The organism is Pontivivens nitratireducens, from assembly GCF_011290545.1.
In the GTDB taxonomy this organism is placed as follows: domain Bacteria; phylum Pseudomonadota; class Alphaproteobacteria; order Rhodobacterales; family Rhodobacteraceae; genus Pontivivens; species Pontivivens nitratireducens.
Genome location: NZ_CP049811.1, coordinates 1300922 through 1323690, shown reverse-complemented (window position 1 = coordinate 1323690; position 22769 = coordinate 1300922). Strand labels below are relative to the sequence as shown.

Annotated in this window: 18 protein-coding genes; 8 read left to right on the top strand and 10 right to left on the bottom strand. The window is 62.8% G+C overall.

All coding sequences use genetic code 11. From position 1 onward, the window contains the following. Positions 1-12 precede the first annotated feature (12 nt). The 5 genes from G8E03_RS06460 (at position 13) to G8E03_RS06440 (ending at position 2893) form a co-directional block, all read left to right on the top strand. Positions 13-708: a DUF6478 family protein gene (locus G8E03_RS06460; RefSeq protein ID WP_240910451.1), complete on the top strand. Its 696-nt coding sequence runs from the start codon at positions 13-15 to the stop codon at positions 706-708. Positions 709-724: 16 nt separating this feature from the next. Further along, the gene (locus tag G8E03_RS06455) at positions 725-1093 is read left to right on the top strand and encodes a hypothetical protein (RefSeq protein WP_166189921.1); all 369 of its coding nucleotides are present in this window, start codon (positions 725-727) and stop codon (positions 1091-1093) included. 57 nt (positions 1094-1150) lie between these two features. After that, a complete protein-coding gene (locus G8E03_RS06450) occupies positions 1151-2152 on the top strand; it encodes a ligase-associated DNA damage response exonuclease (protein WP_166189919.1) in 1002 nt (333 codons plus the stop codon). A gap of 73 nt (positions 2153-2225) precedes the next feature. Then, positions 2226-2630, top strand: a complete 405-nt coding sequence (mce, locus tag G8E03_RS06445; protein ID WP_166189917.1) for a methylmalonyl-CoA epimerase — start codon at positions 2226-2228, stop codon at positions 2628-2630. Next, positions 2627-2893, top strand: coding sequence for a DUF1467 family protein (locus G8E03_RS06440; protein WP_166189915.1), 267 nt, complete (start codon positions 2627-2629; stop codon positions 2891-2893). The genes mce and G8E03_RS06440 overlap by 4 nt, the downstream gene beginning before the upstream one ends. A 91-nt stretch (positions 2894-2984) precedes the next feature. Here the strand turns inward: G8E03_RS06440 and G8E03_RS06435 are convergent, their stop codons facing one another. The 6 genes from G8E03_RS06435 to G8E03_RS06410 form a co-directional block, all read right to left on the bottom strand. Beyond that, positions 2985-4604 carry an alpha-glucosidase gene (locus G8E03_RS06435; protein ID WP_166189913.1) on the bottom strand — a complete coding sequence of 540 codons (1620 nt, stop codon included), beginning with the start codon at positions 4602-4604 and terminating at the stop codon, positions 2985-2987. After that, the gene (gene glgX, locus G8E03_RS06430; protein ID WP_166189911.1) at positions 4601-6487 is read right to left on the bottom strand and encodes a glycogen debranching protein GlgX; all 1887 of its coding nucleotides are present in this window, start codon (positions 6485-6487) and stop codon (positions 4601-4603) included. The genes G8E03_RS06435 and glgX overlap by 4 nt, the downstream gene beginning before the upstream one ends. A gap of 80 nt (positions 6488-6567) precedes the next feature. Then, positions 6568-7971 (bottom strand): glycogen synthase GlgA, encoded by a 1404-nt coding sequence (gene glgA / locus G8E03_RS06425; RefSeq protein ID WP_166189909.1) that lies wholly within the window; start codon positions 7969-7971, stop codon positions 6568-6570. A 3-nt stretch (positions 7972-7974) separates the two neighbouring features. Then, on the bottom strand, positions 7975-9228 hold the full coding sequence (gene glgC / locus G8E03_RS06420) for a glucose-1-phosphate adenylyltransferase (protein WP_166189907.1): 1254 nt from the start codon (positions 9226-9228) through the stop codon (positions 7975-7977). A 238-nt stretch (positions 9229-9466) separates the two neighbouring features. After that, positions 9467-11641: a 1,4-alpha-glucan branching protein GlgB gene (gene glgB / locus G8E03_RS06415; protein ID WP_166189904.1), complete on the bottom strand. Its 2175-nt coding sequence runs from the start codon at positions 11639-11641 to the stop codon at positions 9467-9469. A gap of 151 nt (positions 11642-11792) precedes the next feature. Next, positions 11793-14240, bottom strand: coding sequence for a glycogen/starch/alpha-glucan phosphorylase (locus tag G8E03_RS06410; protein WP_166189902.1), 2448 nt, complete (start codon positions 14238-14240; stop codon positions 11793-11795). Positions 14241-14460: 220 nt separating this feature from the next. Here G8E03_RS06410 and gghA point away from each other — a divergent pair, with 220 nt between their 5' ends. Next, positions 14461-16815 (top strand): glucosylglycerol hydrolase, encoded by a 2355-nt coding sequence (gene gghA, locus G8E03_RS06405; RefSeq protein ID WP_166189899.1) that lies wholly within the window; start codon positions 14461-14463, stop codon positions 16813-16815. Here the strand turns inward: gghA and G8E03_RS06400 are convergent. Then, positions 16812-17327, bottom strand: a complete 516-nt coding sequence (locus G8E03_RS06400) for a DUF421 domain-containing protein (protein WP_166189897.1) — start codon at positions 17325-17327, stop codon at positions 16812-16814. The genes gghA and G8E03_RS06400 overlap by 4 nt on opposite strands. A gap of 125 nt (positions 17328-17452) precedes the next feature. On the opposite strand from G8E03_RS06400, the gene G8E03_RS06395 reads away from it, so the two are divergent. Together G8E03_RS06395 and G8E03_RS06390 are read left to right on the top strand one after the other, a co-directional pair. Beyond that, a complete protein-coding gene (locus G8E03_RS06395; RefSeq protein ID WP_166189895.1) occupies positions 17453-18682 on the top strand; it encodes an LL-diaminopimelate aminotransferase in 1230 nt (409 codons plus the stop codon). Then, positions 18679-19002 (top strand): ribonuclease E inhibitor RraB, encoded by a 324-nt coding sequence (locus G8E03_RS06390; protein ID WP_166189893.1) that lies wholly within the window; start codon positions 18679-18681, stop codon positions 19000-19002. The genes G8E03_RS06395 and G8E03_RS06390 overlap by 4 nt, the downstream gene beginning before the upstream one ends. 61 nt (positions 19003-19063) lie before the next feature. Here the strand turns inward: G8E03_RS06390 and recN are convergent, their stop codons facing one another. The 3 genes from recN to lpxC all read right to left on the bottom strand — a co-directional run bounded on the left by recN (position 19064) and on the right by lpxC (position 22587). Then, positions 19064-20716 (bottom strand): DNA repair protein RecN, encoded by a 1653-nt coding sequence (gene recN, locus G8E03_RS06385; RefSeq protein ID WP_166189891.1) that lies wholly within the window; start codon positions 20714-20716, stop codon positions 19064-19066. Between the two features lie 4 nt (positions 20717-20720). Then, a complete protein-coding gene (locus tag G8E03_RS06380) occupies positions 20721-21554 on the bottom strand; it encodes an outer membrane protein assembly factor BamD (protein WP_166189889.1) in 834 nt (277 codons plus the stop codon). A 100-nt stretch (positions 21555-21654) separates the two neighbouring features. Then, complete coding sequence (lpxC, locus tag G8E03_RS06375; RefSeq protein WP_166189887.1) at positions 21655-22587, bottom strand: UDP-3-O-acyl-N-acetylglucosamine deacetylase; 933 nt, start codon at positions 22585-22587, stop codon at positions 21655-21657. Between the last annotated feature and the right edge of the window lie 182 nt (positions 22588-22769).

Genomic DNA, 22769 nt, shown 5'->3' with positions numbered 1-22769 from the left:
GCGGCCCGCATCATGCGCCGTCGTCACAGACGCATCATGACAGCACATAACGATCTGGCCACCCGGTGGACACGGCAAGCGCGAAAACTGGGCCGGATCGCGCGTGAGATCGAGATGGACGGCGGCGTGCGTCTGGCCAGCAGATCGCAACGCCCCACCGGCATGCCCGACGACGCAGAAATCCTGCATCGTCCCAGCATCCTGGCCATACGCCAGACCCCCGGCGGGCATGTCAGCCCGCCGAGCGGGGCGCAACTGGCCGCGGATGTCAGCCTGCACCACGACATGAACCCACCCCGCATCGTGACGCGCCAGATACAGCGCGACGAGGGGCATCACGACTTTGCTCTGGATATCTGGAACACTCAGGGCAGTTTCATGTCGCTGGCCCTGGCCCTGCCGTCGGAGCAGATGGCCAAGATCGCGCGTGAGGACTTGATCCGACTGGACTACACCATCGAACTGGAACAGCGCTGCGATGTGTTCGCACGGCTCAATCTGGTGCATGGTCCGAATACGGAACAGGTGGTGCGGCAGCTGGATCTGCGCAATCAAGGGGACGTGCTGGAATTCGACGTGCATTATACTGCCTTCGACCCGACACGGGCGCGCGAGATCTGGATCGACCTCATCTTCAACACGCGCCCGCTGAACCGGGTGGTGGTGCGCGATCTGGTCATCTCTCGCCGTCCGCGCCTGTCGCTCTAACCCTATCGAGGATGTCATGACCCCGCAGACCGAAGACCGCTTCTGGATCGACAATGGTGTGGTGCACGCCCAGGTAAAGGCGGGCGGCTTCGTTCCGCTGGAACTGGTTCTGGACGGCACGGTCATCGCCCGCCCCGTGCCCCGACCGGTCGAGACGATGCCGGGATATGTCGAAATCGAGCATCCGCTGCCGGTCGAGGTCGTGTCCAGCGGTGTCAGCGTGATATTTCTGCGCAAGCAGGGCGAGGAAACTCCTCTGGCCGCGCTGCCCGTCATCATCGGCAAGGGCGCGGACGAGATATTGCTGGCAGAGGTCGCCCTGCTGCGCGGTGAGCTGGAACTGGTCAAGACCGTACTGCGCGAACGCCTGCGCCGCGGCATCTGATCCCCCTCGCCTTGCGCCCGCGCCGCCCTATCGTTCTGTCCTGAAAGAGAGGGCGCGATGAAGCCGCACGACGTCTTGCAGGTCCGGCCCGACGGGCTGTATTGCCCCGCCGGAGATTTCTACATCGACCCCTCCCGCCCTGTGGACCGTGCGCTGGTCACGCACGGGCATGGCGATCATTGCGCGCCCGGTGCGCGATCCCTGCTGGCCACACCCGAAACCGTCGCGATCGCCCGCACCCGCTATGGCGAGCAGGCATTCGAGAATTTTCAGGAGGCCCCGGTCGGGCAAACCATTCGCATCGGTGATGTCGAAGTGCGCTTCGTGCCTGCGGGGCATGTGCTCGGCTCCGCGCAGATCGTGCTGGAAACCGGTGGCGCGCGTGTCGTCGTCTCTGGCGATTACAAACGCGCGGCGGACCCGACCTGCGCCCCGTTCGAGCCGGTAGAATGCGACCTGTTCGTGACCGAGGCGACATTCGGCCTTCCGGTGTTCCGCCATCCGCCCCTGCAAGGGGAACTGGACCGGTTGCTCGCCTCTCTCGCCGCGTTCCCGCAGCGGGCGCATGTGCTGGGGGTCTATGCGCTGGGCAAGGCGCAGCGCATCATGGCGGAACTGCGGGCACGCGGCTATGACCGCCCTGTCTATCTGCATGGCGCGCTGCTCAAGCTGACGCAGTTATACGAGACGCTGGGCGTGCCCCTGGGCCCGTGGAAACAGGTGATGGAGGTGGAGAAGGCAGAATTGCGCGGTCAAATCGTCCTCGCCCCGCCCGGTGCCATTCAGGATCGCTGGGCGCGCCGGCTTCCCGATGCCCTGCCGGTCGGCGTGTCCGGCTGGATGCAGGTTCGCGCCCGTGCGCGGCAACGGCGCGTCGAACTGCCGTTGATCGTGTCGGACCATTGCGATTGGGACGCGCTGTGCCGCACCGTGACCGAGGTCAAGGCCCAGACCATCTGGGTGACCCATGGCGCGGAGGAGGCGCTGGTGCACTGGTGCCGTCAGCAGGGACTGGAGGCCGCCCCGCTCAGCATTGCCGGGCGGGGTGAGGAGGATTGACCGCGACCTCGCGTCCCGCTTCCCCCCGCGCGCGGGTTGGACTAGAAGTCAGGCAAACCATCAGGAGACGAATATGATCGGACGCCTCAATCACGTTGCAATCGCAGTGCCCGACCTGGACGCCGCCGTCGCGCAATACCGCGATACGCTGGGCGCGGATGTCGGTGCGCCGCAGGATGAGCCGGATCACGGTGTGACCGTGGTCTTCATCACGCTGCCCAATACCAAGATCGAGCTGCTGCATCCGCTGGGTGAGGGGTCGCCCATTCAGGGTTTCCTCGACAAGAATCCTTCGGGCGGGATTCACCATATTTGCTACGAGGTGGACGACATCATCGCCGCACGCGACAAATTGCGGGACAGCGGCGCGCGGGTGCTGGGCAGTGGTGAACCGAAGATCGGTGCCCACGGCAAACCCGTGCTGTTCCTGCACCCCAAGGATTTCACCGGCACCCTGGTCGAGTTGGAGCAGGCATGACCATCACCTCCATCATCGTGGTATTCGCGGTTCTGTGGTTTCTGACCCTGTTCATCGTGCTGCCCATCGGTGAGGTCAGTCAGGCGGAGGATGGCCGCGTCGTGCCCGGAACGCCCGAGGGCGCGCCCGCCCATCCGCACATGAAACGCAAGCTGATCATCACCACCCTCGTGGCCAGCATCCTGTCCGCGATCATCTGCGGGATCATCATATCGGGTGCCATCACCATCGAGATGCTGGACGTGTTCGACCCGACGGAGTGAGAGCGCCGCCTTCCCAGAACCGAGGGCGCGTAAGGCGCCATCGGCGGGAAGTCTGGAGAACCTCGAAAACCTGCGCCCACTGGGCGAGCCCCTAGGCCGTCATTGCGAAGCCGAGCGGCGGCAGGATCAACTCACCGCCCGCCTGCTTTGCCAGCAGGTCACGCGCGGCGGGGAAATCCGCGATGTCGTCCAGTGACATGGCGATCCGCCGTTCCTCACGCGCGAAGTTGAACACGCACGTCCGGCGGGTGCCCTCATGCTCGCGGGTGAACGCCAGCACATCGTGCGGTAATCCGTCGATGAACGCGACATCCCCCTTGACCAGAGCCGGATCGCCCTGTCGCGCGGCGATGGCATCACGGTAATGGGCCAGCACGCTGCCGTCGCCTTGCTGATCGACAGCCAGTTCAATGTGCTCCTGCGGGACGGGCAGCCACGGCTTGTCCGCATTCGTCTCGGAAAAGCCGCCGAAAGGCCGGTCGCCCTCCCACACCATGGGGGTGCGGCAGCCGTCACGCCCCTTGAAACCGGGCCAGAAACGAATGCCATAAGGGTCGGTCAGATCCTCATAGGCCACGTCGGCCTCGGGCAGGCCCAGTTCCTCACCCTGATACAGGCAGATCGAGCCACGCAGCGAGGTCAGAAGCGAAATGCAGAACTTGGCGAGCCTCTGCCGGTCGTCGCCCGGCTCGGCCCAGCGGGTGACATGGCGCGTCACATCATGGTTCGAGAAAGAGTGGCACACCCAGCCATCCGAGACCTTGTCCCCGATCCGCTCGATCGTCTGGCGAATGAACCCGGCGGTAAACTGATCCGCCAGCAAATCGAACGTATAGGCCATGTGCAGGCGACCGTCGCGCGTATAGGCGGCGACCGTGTCATAGCTGCGATGCTCATCCCCCACCTCGCCCACCGAGGTGCGGGCATCGTATTCATCCAGCAGGGCGCGGACCCGTTGCAGGAAGGCCAGGTTTTCCGGCTGCGACTTGTCGTAGAGGTGATCCTGAAAGGAATAGGGGTTGGACGCCTCGATGAAGCTGGAGCCGCTGCCTCGCTGTGCCGGAGGGTTGTTGCGCAACTGGTTGTCGTGGAAATGATAGTTGCACGCATCGAAGCGGAAGCCATCCACGCCGCGATCCAGCCAGAACCGGATCTCCCCCAGCATCGCGTCCTGAACGTCGGGGTTGTGGTAGTTCAGGTCGGGCTGACTGGCGAGGAAGTTGTGCAGGTAGTACTGCCTGCGCACGCTGTCCCATTCCCAGCTTGGCCCGCCAAAAACGCTGAGCCAGTTGGTCGGCGCGGAGCCGTCCTCCAACGCATCGGCCCAGATGAACCAGTCGGCCTTGGGATTGTCGCGCGACTGGCGGCTTTCCCGGAACCACTCGTGCTGATCCGAGCAATGGGACATCACCATGTCCATCGTCACCTTCAGCCCCAGTTCGTGCGCACGCGCGATCAGCGCATCGAAATCATCCAGAGTGCCGAACATCGGGTCCACGTCGCGGTAATCGCTGACATCGTAGCCGAAATCCTTCATCGGGGATCGGTTGAACGGGCTGATCCAGATCGCATCCACCCCCAGCGCCGCGATATGATCGAGCCGCCGGGTGATCCCCTTGAAATCACCGATGCCGTCGCCGGTCGTGTCCTGATAGGAGCGTGGATAAATCTGATAGATCGTGGCACCGCGCCACCAGTCGTTGTCGGTCATGTCTCGTCCTTGATCCAGTAATCGACACTGCGCGCCGGCATCTCACCGTTCCAGCCATTGAGCGAGCGCCAGTCCCCCTCAGGCGGGGTGAAGGTGATGGGCGCATCGGCACCGTTCACGTCGATGATGACGGTTTCCATCGCCTTGCGCATCGCGCGGGCGTCGTGCCAATCCTCATCCTGCTTGGGGCTGCCATCGGGGCGGCACCAGTCCACCTCGTCATCCGACAGGCGCGCGACGTCGCGCAGTTCAGGGGTTTCGGCCCGCGCATGGGCATAGGCCTGCGACTGGGCCAGAAGCTCGGGGTCCAGCCCCTGCCAGTCCACCCAGCCGATTTCGTTGTCCTGACAATAGGCGTTGTTGTTGCCGCCCTGCGTGCGGCCGAACTCATCCCCGGCGGTCAGCATGACGCTGCCCCGACTGGCCAGCAGCGTGCCGATCATCGCGGCCACGTCGCGGCGGCGGGCGGCATTCACCGCCTCGTCGTCGGTCACGCCCTCGACCCCGTTGTTCCAACTGAGGTTATCGTTGTGGCCGTCGCGGTTATCCTCACCGTTTGCGGCGTTGTGTTTCTCGACATAGGCGGTGGTGTCCCACAACGTATAGCCGTCATGGGCGGCGATGAAGTTGACCACCCGCGTCCTATCCCCCGGAAACGTGTCGGAGGATCCGGCCATGCGCGTCGCCAGCACGCCCATCTTGTGCGGCTGCCCCTGCCAGAACGCCCGCAGATCGTCGCGGTAGCGGTCGGACCATTCCAGGAACGGATCGGGGAAGTTGCCCACCTGATAACCGCCCGGCCCTATGTCCCACGGCTCCGCGATCAGGACGGACTTGCCGATCACCGGATCGTCGATCATGGCGCGCAGGGTCTGCGCCTGCGGATCGTAGCCCTCGGCCGTGCGGCCCAGAATCGGCCCCAGATCGAAGCGGAAGCCATCGATGCCGGTCTGGGTCAGGAAGTGGCGCAGGCTGTCCACAATCATCCGGCGTATGACCGGGTGGTCACAGGCGACGGTGTTGCCGCACCCGCTGTCGTTGATCATCACGCCATCGATATGGCGGTAATATTCCTCATTCGCGAGGCCGCGGAAGCTGACGGTCGGGCCGCCATTGTCGCCCTCACCCGTATGGTTGAACACCAGATCGAGCAGAACGCCGATGCCTGCCTCACGCAGTTTCGACACCGTTTCGCGCAGTTCCGCCACACCACCGGGACAAAGGCGCGGGTCCAGCGCCATGAATGTCACCGGATTGTAACCCCAGAAGTTGCTGAGGCCGAGCGGACCAAGGTGCCGCTCATCTATCCAGGCCGTGATCGGCATCAATTCGATCGCGTCGATATGCATCGCCTTGAGGTGGTCGATAATGGACGGATGCGCCAGCGCCGCAACGGTGCCGCGAATATCCTCGGGCACGTCGGGATGGGTGGCGGTGTAGCCCTTGACGTTGGTCTCATAGATCAGGCCACCGGGCTGGAACAGCGGGGCGAAGTCCAACGGTTCCATCGGGGCGCGCAGGATCGAATAGGGCGTGCGTTCGCCGGTATCCATCCCCTCGATCCCCATTGAGGGGTCATAGGAATAGGGCCGGTCCAGTTCCACCGCCCAAGGGTCCACCAACAACTTCGAGAAGTCGAACCATGTGCCAGCCTCGGGGTCGTAGGCCCCTTCGGCGCGGTAGCCGTACCGCGTGCCGTCGCCCAGGCCCTCGACCTCCAATTGCCACCAGCCCTCATGTTCGAGGGATCGCAGCATCTCCTGCCGATCCTCGACCTGATCGCCGGCCGTGCACAGCCACATATGATCCGCGCGAGGCGCATAGACGGTAAAGCGTGCGCCGGTGTCGGTCAGCGTCGCGCCGGGGCGAAGGTCGTCCTGCATGTCATCTCCTAAAAGGCGCGCACCGATTCGGCACTGCCGCGATGACACCTATGGTGCAATGCACAATTGGCAAGGTCGTGTCAGAGCGCAATGGTTTTGTAGAGGGCGGCATACTCTTCGGCCGAGGCGTTCCAGCTTACATCCGCACGCATGGCGTTGCGCTGCATCACACCCCATTCTGGCGTGCCGTACAACGCCACCGCATCTGTGATCGCATCCCCCAGCGCGGGGCCGCTGTCGGTATCGTGAACGAAGCCGGTTGCAACCGCTGCGCGACGGGCCGCACCGTTTGCATGAATCACGGTGTCGGCCAAACCACCCGTGCGCGCCACAACCGGCAGGCAGCCATAGCGCAGGGCGTATAGCTGCGTCAGCCCGCAAGGCTCGAACCGCGACGGCAGCAGGATCGCGTCGGACCCCGCCTGAACACGGTGGCTCAGCTTCTCATCGAAGCCGATATGGGTCGCCACATGACCGGGATGCCGCCGCGCCGCCTTGCGAAACGCATCCTCCAGCCCCGGTTCCCCCGTACCCAGCACCATCAGCTTGCCGCCCAAGCCCACGAGGTGGTCGATATTGTCCGCCAGCAGGTCGAGCCCCTTTTGCCAGGTCAGGCGAGAGATCACGCAGAACAGCGGACCGCCGGGCGTCAGGCCGAACTCATCGTTCAGCGCCTGGCGATTCACCCGCCTGCGTGCCAGCGTGCGGGCCGTATAGTTGCGGGCAAGAGCGTCGTCCGTTTCGGGGTTCCACACGTCAGTGTCGATGCCGTTGACGATGCCGCGCACCAGATGGGCGCGGGGTGCGATCACGCCCTCCATGCCCATACCGAAATGCGGGGTCAGGATTTCCCGCGCGTAAGTCGGACTGACGGTGGTGATGACATCCGCGGTGACCAGCCCCCCCTTGAGGAAGCTGACATCGCCGTAATATTCGACTCCATCGACGGACCATGCGGAATCGGGCAGGCCCAGTTCGCCAAAGACCTGTCCGCCGAACCGGCCCTGAAACGCGATATTGTGGATCGTCAGAACACTGGGCGGCCCCCCGCCGAAGCGCAGATGCACCGGCACCAGCGCCGCCTGCCAGTCATGCGCGTGCACGACATCGGGTTGCCACCCGGCCTCACCCCGCGCGATGCGGGCGGCGACATGCGCAAAGGTTGCGAACCGCCGGGCGTTGTCGTCCCAGTCGCGGCCAGAGGCATCGCCATACGGCCCGCCTTCACGGTCGAACAGTGCCGGAATGTCCAGCACGTATAGCGACAGCCCGTCCTGCGTTGCGTGGCGCACCTGACCGCCATCGACCTTCATCACGGTCTTGGTCCTGCCCAGCGCGGCCATCACCTTGGGATAGCCGGGCACCAGCGTGCGCATCTCGACCCCGGCGCCGACCAGCGCGGCGGGCAAGGCGCCCGCCACATCGGCCAGTCCACCGGTCTTGATGAGAGGATAAACTTCCGACGCGACGGACAGGACCTTCATCGTTCAGCCTTCCAACGCGTCGATCATCTTTTGCGTGATGAGCACGACCCCGCTATCCGTGCGCCGGAACCGGCGGGCGTCCAGTTCAGGATCCTCGCCCACGATCATGCCGTCGGGGATGCGCACCCCGCGATCCAGCACGACCTTGGTCAGCTTCGCATGACGGCCGATCTCGCACCCGGGCAGGATTACCGCCTGATCGAGACGGGAGAAGGAATTGGTGCGCACACCGGTAAAGCATAGCGAATTCGACATCTCCGTCCCCGAGATGATGCAATCCCCTGCGACAAGCGATTGCACCGCGTAACCGCGCCGGCCTTCCTCGTTGTGCACGAATTTCGCGGGCGGCAACGTTTCCGCATAGGTCCAGATCGGCCAATCACGGTCGTACAGGTCCAGTTCCGGCACCGTGGTTGTCAGATCGACATTGGCTTGCCAGTAGGCATCCACGGTGCCGACATCCTTCCAATAGGACGTTGCCTCGGACGAGGAGCGTACACAGGATTGGCTGAACCGGTGCGCCTGCGCGTGGCCGTGCTTGACGATATGGGGAATGATGTCGCCACCGAAATCGCGGTTCGAACCGGGCGTCTCCGCGTCGCGGCGCAATTCTTCCATCAGGAACGACGTGGTAAAGACGTAGATCCCCATCGAGGCCAGCGCCATGTCGGGCTGACCCGGGATCGCGGGCGGGTCGGAGGGTTTTTCCACGAAATCGGTGATGCGGTCCGTCTCATCCACATGCATGACGCCGAAGCCGCTGGCCTCAGAACGCGGAACCTCCAGACAGCCAACCGTGACGTCCGCGCCGGAGTTCACGTGCTGTTGCAGCATGATCTCGTAGTCCATCTTGTAGATATGGTCGCCCGCCAGGATCACCATGTATAGCGGGGCGTAATCCTCGATAATGTCGATGTTCTGGAACACGGCATCGGCCGTCCCCTCGTACCAGCTGTCCGAGGTGCGTTGCGAGGCGGGCAGGATGTCGAAGCTCTCGTTCCGCTCCGTTCGCAGGAATCCCCAGCCGCGTTGCAGGTGACGGATCAGGGAATGCGCCTTGTACTGGGTCGCCACGCCCATGCGACGGATCCCGGAATTCAGCGCATTGGACAAGGCGAAGTCGATGATGCGGGTTTTTCCGCCGAAATAGACGGCGGGTTTTGCACGGATATCCGTAAGCTCCTTCAGCCTGGATCCACGGCCTCCGGCCAGAACGTACGCCATAGCATCGCGGCTCAACGGTCCTTGTCTTTGCATTGTCTTCCTCCTGTTATGGCGCCCCCCGTCGTCGCGCGAGGTAGCTTCGTTTTCTTTAACCCTAGTGCAAAGTCGGCAAATCGCATCCGCTAATTTCCATCGAGCGGAATGTAGCGGTCTCAATCGCTTCTGCGCGCGCATCCCATGCGTGTGATCGGCGCGCAGATGCACGCGCCGGGAAAACTCTACCACGGCGGGGGATGCCAGCAGAGGGCCGGAAAGACCCCTGCATCGCGATCTAGCCTTCGTATTCGAAAAACAGGGTGGCCAGAGGCGGCAACGTCATGGTTGCCGCACCGTCCGATGAATCGACGGCCCCCATATTGCCTACGCCGGACCCGCCATAAATCGGGGCATCGGTGTTCAACACCTCACGCCAGCGACCCGACAACCGGTCAGGAACCGGAACGCGGTAATCGTGATGCACGTTCGGGGTCATGTTGCTGACCACCAACACCGGATTGCCACCCGGCGCGTGGCGTAACCAGGCGAAGACGGAATTTTCGGCATCGTCGCCCAGCACCACCTCGACGCCGTCGGCCTCGTTATCGCGGCCGTGCAGCGCGGGCAGCGATTTGTAGATGCCGTTCAGATCGCGGACCAGATCACGCATTCCCCGCTTGAGAGGCTGATCCATGAGATACCAGTCCAGGCTGCGGCTCTCGGACCATTCCTGCTCCTGCGCGAATTCCTGCCCCATGAACAGCAGCTTCTTGCCCGGATAACCCCACATCAGACCATAGTAAGCCCGCAGATTGGCGTGTTTCTGCCACGTATCGCCGGGCATCTTGGCCAGCAGCGATCCCTTGCCGTGCACGACCTCATCATGGCTGATGGGCAGCACGAAATTCTCGGACATGGCGTAATGGAACGTGAACATCATGTCGCCGTGATGATGTTTGCGATGGATCGGATCCTTGGACATGTATTCCAGCGTGTCGTGCATCCAGCCCATGTTCCATTTGAACCCGAAGCCGAGGCCCCCCGCACTGGTCGGTTGAGAGACGCCGGGAAAGGCCGTGCTTTCCTCCGCGATCGTCATGATGTTGGGGTGCGCACCATAGACGGCGGCATTCATTCGGCGAACGAAGGCCACGGCCTCCTTGTTGATATTGCCGCCCTCATCGTTGGGGATCCACTCCCCCTCCTCACGCGAGTAATCAAGGTACAGCATCGAGGCCACCGCATCCACGCGCAGCCCGTCCACATGGTATTTCTCAGCCCAGAAAAGCGCGTTGTTCACGAGGTAATTCTCCACCTCCTTGCGCCCGAAATTATAGATCAGCGTGTTCCAGTCGGGGTGGTAGCCCTGCTTGGGATCGGCATGTTCGTACAGCGCGGTGCCATCGAAATTGCCAAGCCCGTGCGCATCGGTGGGAAAGTGTGCCGGAACCCAATCGAGGATCACGCCAAGCCCCGCGCCGTGCGCACCCTCCATGAACCGAGCGAAGCCGTCAGGCTCACCGAACCGGGCAGTCGGCGCGTAGAGGCCTGTCGTCTGATAGCCCCAGGACGGATCGTAGGGATGTTCGGACACCGGCAGGAATTCGATATGGGTAAAGCCCATCTCGACGCAATACGGGATCAGGCGGTCCGCCATCGCATCCCAGCTGAGGAACCCGCCATCGTCCGCGCGCTGCCAACTGCCCGGATGCACCTCATAGATCGAAACGGGTGTGCGGCGCTTGTCCGTTCCGGCCCAATGCGCAATATGGCCCTGATCGTGCCAATCCTGATTGCCCAGCCGGTGCACAATGCTGGCCGTGGCGGGGCGGTATTCGGCGGCGAAGGCGAAGGGGTCGGCCTTCAGCGGCAGCAGCCCGCCATCGGGTCCGATCAACTCGAATTTATACGAGGTGCCGGGGCCGATTTCCGGTATGAAGATCTCCCACACGCCGGTGCTCTGACGCAGACGCATCGCGTGCTTGCGCCCGTCCCACATGTTGAATTCTCCGACAACGGAAACCCGGCGGGCATTGGGCGCCCAGACCGCGAAGTTGGTCCCCTCCACGCCCTCATGCGTCATCACCTGCGCGCCCATGCGGTCGAACAGGCGAGAATGTGACCCCTCATTATAAAGATAATCGTCCATCTCACCCAGAACCGGCGAAAAGGAATAGGTGTCGATCAGCCGCCACGACGCCTCCTTGTTCGAGGCGTGATAGCGAACCGGCTGGCGTTCGGTCAGGCTCACCGGCCCGTCAAAAAAGCCTTGCACATCGCGGCAGGTCAGCTCCCCCACGACCGTTCCGTCGAGCATTTCAACTTCCACCCGCCTGGCACCGGGGATAAAGGCGCGGGCGATGAAACCTGCGCTGGTCTGGTGTACGCCCAACAATCCGAACAGGTCGGAATGTGTTCCCGAAAGCACCGCGGAAATGGCGCCGGGTTCGGTCAACTGGGTGTCTGCCATGCGAATGCTCCTTGGGTCTCTTTGAGCGTCACCTAGTGCCACGCGCGGTACAATCAAAACCGGAACAGGCAAAACCGGAACAGGCCCCGGTTCGCCTGAATGTTCGCGGTTCCGGCGATCCGGGTGCAAGACCGGATCGCCGGAAACCCCATCAGGGCAGCACGGACCAGATTTCCCGTCCGTACTGGCGGATCGTGCGGTCAGAGCTGAAATATCCCATACGCGCGGTGTTGCGGATGGAGATCGCGTTCCAGCGCGACCGGTCACGCCAGATGTCGTCCACCTCACGCTGAGCGGCAGCGTAGGCGTCGAAATCTGCGGCCAGCATGAACCAGTCGCTCATCCTGATGCCGCCGATCAGATCGTGGTAGCGGCTTGGATCATCGGGTGAGAAAATCCCGCTTTCGATTGCCCTCAAGGCCTGCGCCAGTTCGGGAGAGGCTGCGATGACCTCCTCGGGGACATACCCGTCGGCACGTTTCTGGGCGACTTCGCTGGCGGTCATGCCGAAGATAACGATGTTGTCCGCGCCCAGATGTTCGCGCATTTCGACATTCGCACCGTCCAGCGTACCGATGGTCAGCGCGCCGTTCAGGCCGAATTTCATGTTGCCGGTGCCCGACGCCTCCATCCCGGCGGTGGAGATTTGCTCGCTCAGATCCGCAGCGGGGACCATGACCTCGGCCAGGGAGACGTTGTAGTTCGGCAGGAACGCAACCTTGAGGACATCACGTGTGGCGGGATCGGCGTTGACGACCTTCGCCACGTCGTTCGCCAGCTTGATGATCAGCTTGGCGTTGTGATAGCTCGCCGCCGCCTTGCCCGCGAACAGCTTGACCCGTGGCACCCAGGGCCGCTCCGGATGGGAGCGGATCTCATCGTAGAGCGCCACCGTCTCCACTATGTTGAGCAACTGGCGCTTGTATTCGTGGATACGCTTGATCTGGATGTCGAACATCATCGCAGGGTCGATGGACAGGCCCATGCGATCCTGAATCAGATTGGACAGGGCGGCCTTGTTCTCAGCCTTGATCGCGGCAACGCGCTGTTGCACCTGCGCGTCTTCGGCCACGTCGTTCAGCGCGGTCAGCCGGTCCAGATCCGTCATGATGCCGTCGCCCGCGACCTCACGCGCCAGATTATAGAGCTTAGGGTTCACCTGCATCAGCCAGCGGCGCGGCGTCACGCCGTTCGTCTTGTTGTTGATGCGCAGCGGGTAAAGCTGATGCAGATCGCGAAACACGGTCTGCTTCATCAGGTCGGTATGCAGTCCGGACACGCCGTTGATCGAATGCGCCCCGACAAAGGCCAGGTTGCCCATCCGCACCCGGCGACTGCCATTTTCGTCGATCAGACTCATCGCGGAGATCTGCTCAGGCTCGAAGGTCCCCACGGAGCGCGCTTCCTGCAGCACACGCGCGTTGATCGCATAGATCAACTGCATGTGACGCGGCAGCAGACGCTCGAACAGGGGGATCGGCCAGCTTTCCAGCGCCTCGGGCAGCAGGGTGTGGTTGGTATAGGCGAAGGTCCGCTTCGTGATGTCCCATGCCAGATCGAAATCGAGGTGATGAACGTCGATCAGCAGCCGCATCAGTTCCGCGACACTGACCGCAGGGTGGGTGTCGTTAAGCTGGATCGCCGCCTTGTCGGGCAGCGAGGTTATGCGCCCGAATTGCGACAGATGCCGGCGCAGGATGTCCTGAAGCGATGCGGATGAGAAAAAATACTCCTGCCGCAGACGCAGCTCCTGACCGGCCTCCGTCTCATCCGCGGGATACAACACGCGGCTCAGCGCCTCGGCCTTGTTGCTTTCGCGCAGGGCGCCGATATGGTCGCCCGCGTTGAACTTGCCCAGCAGGATCGGGTCCACCGGCTCCGCCCGCCAAAGGCGCAGAGTGTTCACGCGCTTGGCCTGCCAGCCGACGATGGGGGTGTCGAATGCCTCGGCCACGAAGCGTTCCGCCGGGGTCCAGGTGCAGGCGTCCCCTTCGCCGGTCTCGATGCTGCCACCGAAACCGATATCATATGCGCTTTCGCGCCGGCCGAACTCCCACGGATTTCCATGCTCCAGCCACGTCTCGGGCAGTTCGACCTGCCAGCCGTCGCTGATCTCCTGCCGGAACATGCCGTTCTGATAGCGGATGCCATATCCGTAGGCGGGAATGTCCACGCTGGCCATCGATTCCATGAAACAGGCCGCCAGACGGCCAAGCCCGCCATTGCCGAGTGCTGCATCCGGTTCCAACTGGCGAATCACGTCTAGATCGACGCCCAGATCGTCCAGCGCCTGCTGCAGCTCGTCCACCAGTTCCAGATTGGTCATGGCATCGCGCATCAGGCGCCCGATCAGGAATTCGAGGCTGAGGTAATAGACCCGCTTGCCCTCGCGCCGATAGGTGTCGCGCGTGCTTTCCATCCACTTCGTCACGACCCTGTCACGCACCACCAGTATAACGGCCGTCAGCCAATCGTCCTGCGTGGCCACGGTCGCATCCTTGCCGATGCGATAGGTCAGGCGGTTGACGATGTCGGTGGCCAGAAGCGCGGGATCGGACGACTTGGGTGTCGGCTCCAGGGCACCTCCGTGCGGCTTCATATCTGGGTCTTGCGACGTTTGGGTCATGCGTATGTATTCCCGGAATAGGCCCGGGTTAGCCGGGGCGTGGATGTACCACTTCGTTATGCGCGGTTTATGCTGCAATGCAAGAGAATCAACTCAAACCGCTTTGATACTATGGGGCGAAATACGGAAAAGTCGTTTGACGCAACCCGCCCCACGGGCCATCTGTGGAACGAAACGGACCAAGGAGCGCATCATGATCGACCGCAACGAAACCGCGAGCGAGGCACTGCGCGACTGGCTTGAAACGACCCTGAACGGCACAGATGCGGCGTTCGAGGTGCAACAGCAGATCGCGCCACGGGTCGGCGCCCATCTGCGCGATGACCACGCGGAGGTCATTTTCTGGACGCCCGAGCTGCTGGAACAGCGGGTTCCGGCCGGCGATGTCTTTCTGGAATGCCTGCAACCGGATAGCACGCCCGACCTGACCCGTGCCCGACAGAACATCCGGTTCACGCGCACCTGGATCGCCATGGACCGGGTTCATGATTATTCCTGCGTCAGCATCGACGGCATGGATGCGGGCACCCGTGACCGGATCGGCACGTTCTACCGCCTGGCCTGGCGCGACGCGGCGGGCGACTGGCACCATATCCTGGACCCGATGGCCTGGTCCCTGCCCTTCGGCGCGTTCGCACCAGCCGAGTTCTATGATGTGGAGGGGATGCTGGCGGCCCGCACCGATGGCGACTACTGGACCCAGCGCCGCGAAGGCGAGGTCGCGAAGTTCGGACCGCCCGTGAACATCCAGCAAATTCACGTCCCGACCGCCACCGCTGGCGGAACGCTCGCATCGCTGACCGCACTGTATGAGCGGCTGGCCGAGAAGGTCGCCGCAGGTGCTGAACTGGAACCGGCCGAGGAATTGTTCGCAGGCTACGACGCCGTGCAGTTGCTGCCGGTCGAACCGACCACGGTGTATGAAGCCGGACCCGCCTTTTGGGAGGAGGAGGACCACGGCAGCGACAGTCTGACCGTCGATCTGACGCGGCCCGACACCACGAACTGGGGCTATGACGTGGTGATCGCGGGCATGGGCACGGTCAACCCGGTGCTGCTGGAATCAGGTCGCCCGGATGAATTGCTGGATTTCGCCTGCGCGCTGCACAACTTTCCCCGGCCCAAGAAGCTGGTGCTGGACGTAGTGTTCGGGCATTCGGACAATCAGGGCACGAATGTGCTGAACTCCAACTGGTTCGCCGGGCCGAACATGTATGGCCAGAACATGAACTACCGCCACCCCACCGTGCGCGCGCTGATGCTGGAGATGCAGCGGCGCAAGGTGAATTTCGGTGCCGATGGCGTGCGGGTGGACGGGGCGCAGGACTTCAAGTGGTGGGATCCCGAGGTCGAGGCGATGCGCCATGACGACGAATATCTGCAATCCATGTCCGATATCGTGCAGCAGGTCGCGGGCACGTCCTATCGTCCGTGGTTCGTGTTCGAGGACGGCCGCCCCTGGCCGCAAGAGGATTGGGAACTGTCCTCCACCTATCGCGCGGTGATCGAGGGGCAGCGCGATTCCGATGTCTTCCAATGGGGACCGCTGACATTCGCGCACAACACGCCGTTCCTATACGGTTTCTGGCTGTCGAAATGGTGGCGGATTCGGGAGATTCTCAATCACGGCTCCAACTGGATTTCGGGCTGCGCCAATCATGACACGCTGCGGCGGGGAACCCAGGTCGATACCAAACTGAACGTGAACACGCGACTGGGTCACACCCGTATGGAGATCCTGGACAAGGCCTATGACAACCCGGCCATCCAGCTGGTGACATACGCCGCGTTTCCCGGCGTGCCGATGGATTTTGTGAATGCCTCTGCCCGGGCCTCGTGGGGGTTCATCCGCAATCAGGATGACAAATACGGGGTCAAGGTCGTGGCGGAGGAAGCTATCAGCCTGAAATGGCAGGTCGATGAATACAGCTACTCCCTGCCGCAGAGCTTTCCACGGCTCAAGGCCATGGGCTTCGAGGATCGCGAAAGTCTGGTAAGGTTCATGGAATTCCTGCCCGCCCTGGTCGAGGTTACGGATTACGACCTGAACGTCATCGCGAAATTGCTCAGCGAAGTGGATCCGGCGCTGGACGGCCCGCGACCGCTCAATGTCAGTGCTCTGAAGGATATCGCGCGGGCGTGGATGGACGACATGCACGAATATTGCAACGTTGCCCGCCACCACGCGGGTTTGAGCGCGACCCAGACCCACTTCAACCACCAACTGCGCGAATTCCGCCGGGACCGTCCATGGCTGCGCGACAATCTGGGTGAGAGGGACCGATTCGACTACCGCCGCCCGGTGGACGGAACCGTGCTGTTTACATCCTTGCGTCATGCGCCGGATGGCGAACAGGTCTTCATGGTCGCCCATATGGAAGGCGGCGAAACCGGTGAGTTCGATCCGCTGCGCCTGCCGATACAGGGTTTGGAGGGCTTCGGCTGGGAGGTAGCGTTGCGCACCGCGCAGGTCGGGTCCGATTTCATCGGCGGCCCCCTGTCACTGCACGATTCGATGGGGCTGGTTTATACCCGCCGACCGCGCTAGCGGCGCACCCCGTCCAACATCATATCCCAATCCAGCGCGGGGCCATCCGCGTCGCCGTGCAGAACGCTGACATCGCCGGTCGTTTCCAGTACGACCGCGCGCACCTGACCCGTATGCAGCACGTTGGCCTCTCGCAGCTTCGCGATCAGATCGGAACGTGTCATTCGCGCGGCCAGCAGGTTCTCCTCAAGGATATGAGGGCCCTTCATCAGCAGCAGCGGGGTATTGTCGATCACCTTGCGCACCGGCTCGAACGAGGAACGCAACCGCGCCGCGGACCATTGCACGGCGAAGATCATTACCAGCCCGGCCACACCGCGCAGCACCGGCATATCCGGTGACAGCAATGCGGATGCCACGATAGAGCCGGTCGCAACCGTCAGCGCGAAGTCGAAGCCGGACATCTTGGTAAAGCTGCGCAGGCCGACAATTCGTGTAATCACCACGATCGCCACAAGCAGCACCACGGCGCTGCCCGCCAGATTTAACAGTTCGGAAATATACTCATTCATGTCCAGCGAGATAGCGCAGAAACACGATCGGTCGATATCAATCTTCGAAAAGCAGGATTCTGTCGTTGCCCTCCCCATTGGCCAGCTACATAAAGCTTCAACCCCATGCCAAATCCGGACACGCCATGACCGAAGAATTCTACCGCATCAAACGCCTGCCGCCCTACGTGTTCGCGGAGGTCAATCGGCTCAAGGCGGAATACCGTGCAGGCGGCATGGATATCATCGACTTCGGCATGGGCAATCCGGACATGAATACGCCCAGCCATATCGTCGATAAACTGGTGGAGACGGTGCGCCGCCCCCGGACGCATCGCTACTCCTCCTCCAAGGGCATTCCGGGTCTGCGCAAGGCTCAGGCCGGCTATTACGCGCGACGCTTCGGGGTGAAGCTGGATCCCGAAACGGAGGTGATTGCCACCCTCGGATCGAAGGAAGGCCTGGCCAACCTTGCCATGGCGATCACGGCCCCCGGCGATGTGATGCTGGTGCCCAACCCCTCGTATCCCATCCACCCTTACGGCTTCATGATCGCGGGCGGCACCCTGCGCCATATCCAGACGCTGGTGGACGGTCAGTTCAAGCCCGAGGCATATCTGCGCCAGCTCGAACAGGCCGTGGTGCATTCGGTGCCCAAACCGGTCGCGGTCGTCGTCAGCTTCCCCTCGAACCCGACGGCGCAGGTGACGGACCTCGATTTCTACCGCGATCTGGTGAAGTTCGCGAAGAAGCACCACCTGTGGCTGCTGTCCGATCTGGCCTATTCCGAGATCTACTTCGACGACAATCCGCCCCCCTCCCTCTTGCAGATCGAAGGCGCGAAGGACATCGCGGTCGAGTTTACGTCCCTGTCCAAGACCTATGCCATGCCCGGCTGGCGCATGGGCTTCGCCGTGGGCAATGAGCGGTTGATCGGCGCACTGGCGCGCATCAAGTCCTATCTGGACTACGGTGCCTTTACCCCCATCCAGGTGGCCGCCGCCGCCGCGCTGAACGGGCCGGACGATTGTATCGGGGAAATCCGCGATACATACCGCTCACGCCGCGACACCCTGGTGGAATCCTTCGCACGCGCGGGGATGGATATCCCCTCACCGCCCGCGACGATGTTCGCCTGGGCGCCGGTGCCCGAGAAGTTCCGCCATCTGGGTTCCATGGAGTTCTCGAAGATCCTGCTGCGTGAGGCAGAGGTCGCGGTATCACCCGGCGTCGGATTCGGGGAATACGGTGAGGGCTACATCCGCCTGGGACTGGTGGAAAACGAACAACGGATCCGGCAGGCCGCACGCAATGTGCGCAAGGTGATGGAGGATGCCGACCGCATCCTTGCGCAATATCAGGGGGCAGAGACATGAGCTGGGACTATGAATTCCAAAAAAACGTGACCGCCGTCACCCTCAAGGAACTGCGCGATAGCGGCGATCTGGCCACCGGGGCGCAGGTAACGCTGGATCTGGAATTCCTGCCCACAGACACTGCGGATGCCGACGCCTGCGCCAAGGCGCTGCGTACCTTCGGATATGAGGTCGAGATTCACGAGGATGGCATGATCGCCGCCTCCATCGGCAATGTTCCCCTGACGCTGGAGGGTGTCTGGCAGCAGGAGGAGCGCGCCACCAAGATCGCGCTGGATCGTGGATACGAACCCGATGGGTGGGGCTTTTGGGAGCCGTGAATCCCTCCAACGATCCGGACTGAACGACATCCGTCGATCTGGCCTCAATCGCTCACTGGCCTCAATCGCTCAGCAAGGTCCGCGCGGCGGCCCGCGCCTCATCCGTCACACGGTCGCCTGACAACATCCGGGCAATTTCATCCACCCGTTCCTCGGGCCCCAAGGGGGTGACATCCGTCGTCGTCATCCCGTCCGTGACCGATTTCGCAATCCGCCAGTGATGCCCGCCCCGCGCCGCAACCTGGGGCGAGTGGGTGACGACCAGAACCTGCGCCTTTTGCGCGATGGAGCTGAGCCTGCGCCCGACCGCATCCGCCGTCGCCCCGCCGACGCCACGGTCGATTTCATCGAAGATCATCGTCAGACTGTCTGCCCGTGTCGTCAGACAGACCTTGAGCGCCAGCAGGAACCGTGACAGCTCCCCACCACTGGCGATCTTGTTGATCGGGCCGGAGGGGGCACCGGGATTCGTGGCGACAGTGAAGACGACGGTATCCGTGCCCTCGGCTGAAGGGGGGGCTTGCGTGATTTCCGTCGCGAAGACCGCCCGCTCCATCTTCAACGGGGCCAGTTCCGCCGCCATGGCCGCGTCAAGCCGGGCGGCTGCCGCGACGCGATGTGCGTGCAATGCCTGCGCCGCCGTGTCGAAATCGTGCTGTGCGCGGGTCAGGTCAGCCTCCAGCCCGGCAATCTGATCGGCGCCGCTGTCAATCTCGACCAGCTTGCTCCGCATATCTTCGGCAAAAGCGGCCAGATCATCCGCCAGAATGCCGTGCTTGCGGGCCAGGCCACGGATCGCGAACAACCGTTCCTCGATCCGTTCCAGTTCCAGCGGATCGAAATCGAGTGTATCCAGCAGCGCACTGACACCTGATTGCGCGTCGGACAGTTCCGACAGCACCCGTTCCAGGGCCGCGACGGAGGGATCGGCCAGACCGTCCAGCGCGGCCGCCGCCCCCTCAATCCAGCGCAAAGCATCGTTCAGCGGACCCTCCGCGCCCTGCGGACCGATGGCGGTGTCGGCGCGCTGCACATCCTCCCGCAGCCGTCCCGCCGCCTGCATTTGCCGGCGCACGATGTCCAGTTCGGCGTCCTCACCCTTTTGCGGGTCTAGGCTGTCCAGCTCCGTGATGGCGTGGCGCAGGAATTCCTCATCCTTTCGCGCCTCCTCCAACTGCGCACGAGCCTCCCGCAATGCCCGTTGTGCCTTGGCCAGGGCGAGCCAGCTTGCGCGCGTCGCCTCAACCAAGGGGGCGGACCCGGCGTAGTCATCAAGCAGATCGCGGTGGCCCTTGGGGTCCAGCAGGCCGCGGTCGTCATGCTGGCCGTGGATTTCCACCAAAGCGGCGGACAGGGTGCGCAGAACCTCACCACTGCATCGGCTGTCGTTGACCCAAGCAGTCTTGCGCCCATCGCGGGTGTTCGTGCGTCGGATCAACAGGCTGTCTTCGTCGCCGGGCAGACCGGCCTGCGCCAGCACATCCGCCACGGTCGCATTGCCGCGTACGTCGAACTCCGCCACGACCTCGCCCTGCTCCGCCCCGCTGCGGACCAGATCGGCCCGCCCGCGATGCCCCAAAGCAAAGCCGAGCGCATCGAGCAAGATCGACTTGCCGGCCCCGGTCTCCCCGGTCAGCACGTTAAGCCCCGGGCGAAAGGTCAGATCCAGCCGGTCGATAAGGATGATGTCACGAACCGCAAGGCTCAACAGCATGAGCTTATAGCCACTCGCCCAGGATCACCTGCCGATAGATGCGGCCCAGAACACCCCCTTCGTCCGAGGCATTCAGCGCACCATCGGTTTCCAGCAATCGGTAGCTGTCCGCATACCACTCGGAGCCGGGAAAGTTGTGCCCCAGAACGGAGGCCGATTTGATCGCCTCATCATCCAGACCCAGCGCCAGATAGGATTCGACCAGCCTGTGCAACGCTTCGGGCGTGTGCGAGGTCGTCTGATACTCATCCACCACGGCCTTGAACCGACCGATGGCGGCGATGTACTGACCCCGCTTGAGGTAATAGCGCCCGACCTCCATCTCCTTGCCGGCGAGGTGATCGAGGGCGAGGTCGAACTGCAATTCCGCCTCACGTGTGTATTCGGAGTTGGGGTAACGCTCGATCAGAACGCGCAGCGCCTGCAAGGCCTCCAGCGTGTTGCCCTGATCGCGACCCACATCGTTGATCTGATCGTACCAGCTTTGCGCGATGAGATATTGCGCATATGCGGCATCGGGATCGGCGGGATAGAAACTGATGAACCGTTCCGCCGCCGAACGCGCCTCGACGAAATCCGTGGCCTCGTAATAGGAAAAGGCGGACATGATCAGCGCGCGCTTGGCCCATTGCGAATAGGGATACAGCCGCTCGACCTCACTAAAGGTCCGCGCGGCCTCACGCTCCGCCCCGCGGTCCAGATCCGCCTGGGCCATATCGAAAATCTCCTGCGCGGAGCGGGCTTCGATGGGAACTTCTTCTTCACTGCTGAAAACGCCACAGGACGAGAGTGTGGCCGTAACCAAAAATGCACTGAGCAATGTCATAGCACGCATCATCTTCGACGATCCTAACTGTCCTCACGAGCGCCGCGGCACCCAGTTTCACGAGCAATAGCATAGATCGAAACCAAGGGGAAAGGCCGCCTGCGCACCGCGATCAGGCGATGCGCCGCAGGGCCTCCTCGCCCCGCGCGACGCCGGGCAGGCCGTCCACATCCGTGGCGGCACAACTGTCCAGCCGATATGCACCGGGTGTGGCGAAAAGCTTGCGCAACAGTCGGTTGGTGACACCGTGACCCGCACGGATCCCGGTATACTTTCCGATGATCGGCGCACCGGCCAAGGCCAGATCACCGACCGCGTCCAGCATCTTGTGCCGCACGGCCTCATCCGGGTGACGGAACCCTTCCGGATTTTCGACGACGTTGCCGTTGACCACCACCGCATTCGCGTGGGAGCCACCCAGCGCCAGACCGTTTTCACGCAGGCGGGTGACATCGCCGCTGCGCACGAAAGTCCGGCTGTCCATCAGGTGTTCGACAAACGCGCCGTTCACCACGGCGAGGCGTTTGGCCTGCCGTCCGATCGCCGTGCCGGGAAAATCGATGTGGAAATCCACCTCGAACTGGCGCGCGGGTTCGAGCGATGCGCGCGCCGCGTCCTCGATCAACTCGACCTTCTTGAGGATACGCAGAACGCTGCGATGCTCCATCTGCTCAGCGAAGCCGGCGGCCAGGATGTGGCGCACGAAGGGCGCGGAACTGCCGTCCATGATGGGCACTTCCGGTCCGTCCACCTCGATCAGCGCGTTCGAGATACCGGTGCCCTGAAGCGCCGCCATCAAATGCTCGATCGTGGAGACGGTGACGCCAGCCGCGTTCGAAATCCGGGTGTTGAGCATCGTATCGCTGACCGAATCCCAGCTTGCCGGGATCATCGTGTCGACACCGATCAAATCAGTGCGGCGAAACCAAATTCCATGAAAGGCGGGCGCAGGGCGGATGCACAGCGTCGAACTGACGCCGGAGTGAAGTCCGATGCCCTGAATGCGTACTGGCCGACGCAAGGTCGTCTGATAGATCGATTGCATATCTGCCTCATTCCCACTGTGACGCTCTTCGTCGTCCGATCGTTAACGCTCTGCGCGTCTGTCGTTCCCTGGGTAGTAACGAAGTAATAGCCTTTTGCGCCTCAGACCGGCAAATCAATGAATGTGACGGTTTATGTCACATGATGAGCGCTCGAAGACAAACACCTGTTTTCATAAAGAAA

What these genes read in the sequence shown, in the direction of transcription:
- G8E03_RS06460 (WP_240910451.1), top strand. Translation starts at nt 13, where the DNA reads ATGCGCCGTCGTCACAGACGCATCATGACAGCACATAACGATCTGGCC.
- G8E03_RS06455 (WP_166189921.1), top strand. Translation starts at nt 725, where the DNA reads ATGACCCCGCAGACCGAAGACCGCTTCTGGATCGACAATGGTGTGGTG.
- G8E03_RS06450 (WP_166189919.1), top strand. Translation starts at nt 1,151, where the DNA reads ATGAAGCCGCACGACGTCTTGCAGGTCCGGCCCGACGGGCTGTATTGC.
- mce (WP_166189917.1), top strand. Translation starts at nt 2,226, where the DNA reads ATGATCGGACGCCTCAATCACGTTGCAATCGCAGTGCCCGACCTGGAC.
- G8E03_RS06440 (WP_166189915.1), top strand. Translation starts at nt 2,627, where the DNA reads ATGACCATCACCTCCATCATCGTGGTATTCGCGGTTCTGTGGTTTCTG.
- G8E03_RS06435 (WP_166189913.1), bottom strand. Translation starts at nt 4,604, where the DNA reads ATGACCGACAACGACTGGTGGCGCGGTGCCACGATCTATCAGATTTAT.
- glgX (WP_166189911.1), bottom strand. Translation starts at nt 6,487, where the DNA reads ATGCAGGACGACCTTCGCCCCGGCGCGACGCTGACCGACACCGGCGCA.
- glgA (WP_166189909.1), bottom strand. Translation starts at nt 7,971, where the DNA reads ATGAAGGTCCTGTCCGTCGCGTCGGAAGTTTATCCTCTCATCAAGACC.
- glgC (WP_166189907.1), bottom strand. Translation starts at nt 9,228, where the DNA reads ATGCAAAGACAAGGACCGTTGAGCCGCGATGCTATGGCGTACGTTCTG.
- glgB (WP_166189904.1), bottom strand. Translation starts at nt 11,641, where the DNA reads ATGGCAGACACCCAGTTGACCGAACCCGGCGCCATTTCCGCGGTGCTT.
- G8E03_RS06410 (WP_166189902.1), bottom strand. Translation starts at nt 14,240, where the DNA reads ATGAAGCCGCACGGAGGTGCCCTGGAGCCGACACCCAAGTCGTCCGAT.
- gghA (WP_166189899.1), top strand. Translation starts at nt 14,461, where the DNA reads ATGATCGACCGCAACGAAACCGCGAGCGAGGCACTGCGCGACTGGCTT.
- G8E03_RS06400 (WP_166189897.1), bottom strand. Translation starts at nt 17,327, where the DNA reads ATGAATGAGTATATTTCCGAACTGTTAAATCTGGCGGGCAGCGCCGTG.
- G8E03_RS06395 (WP_166189895.1), top strand. Translation starts at nt 17,453, where the DNA reads ATGACCGAAGAATTCTACCGCATCAAACGCCTGCCGCCCTACGTGTTC.
- G8E03_RS06390 (WP_166189893.1), top strand. Translation starts at nt 18,679, where the DNA reads ATGAGCTGGGACTATGAATTCCAAAAAAACGTGACCGCCGTCACCCTC.
- recN (WP_166189891.1), bottom strand. Translation starts at nt 20,716, where the DNA reads ATGCTGTTGAGCCTTGCGGTTCGTGACATCATCCTTATCGACCGGCTG.
- G8E03_RS06380 (WP_166189889.1), bottom strand. Translation starts at nt 21,554, where the DNA reads ATGATGCGTGCTATGACATTGCTCAGTGCATTTTTGGTTACGGCCACA.
- lpxC (WP_166189887.1), bottom strand. Translation starts at nt 22,587, where the DNA reads ATGCAATCGATCTATCAGACGACCTTGCGTCGGCCAGTACGCATTCAG.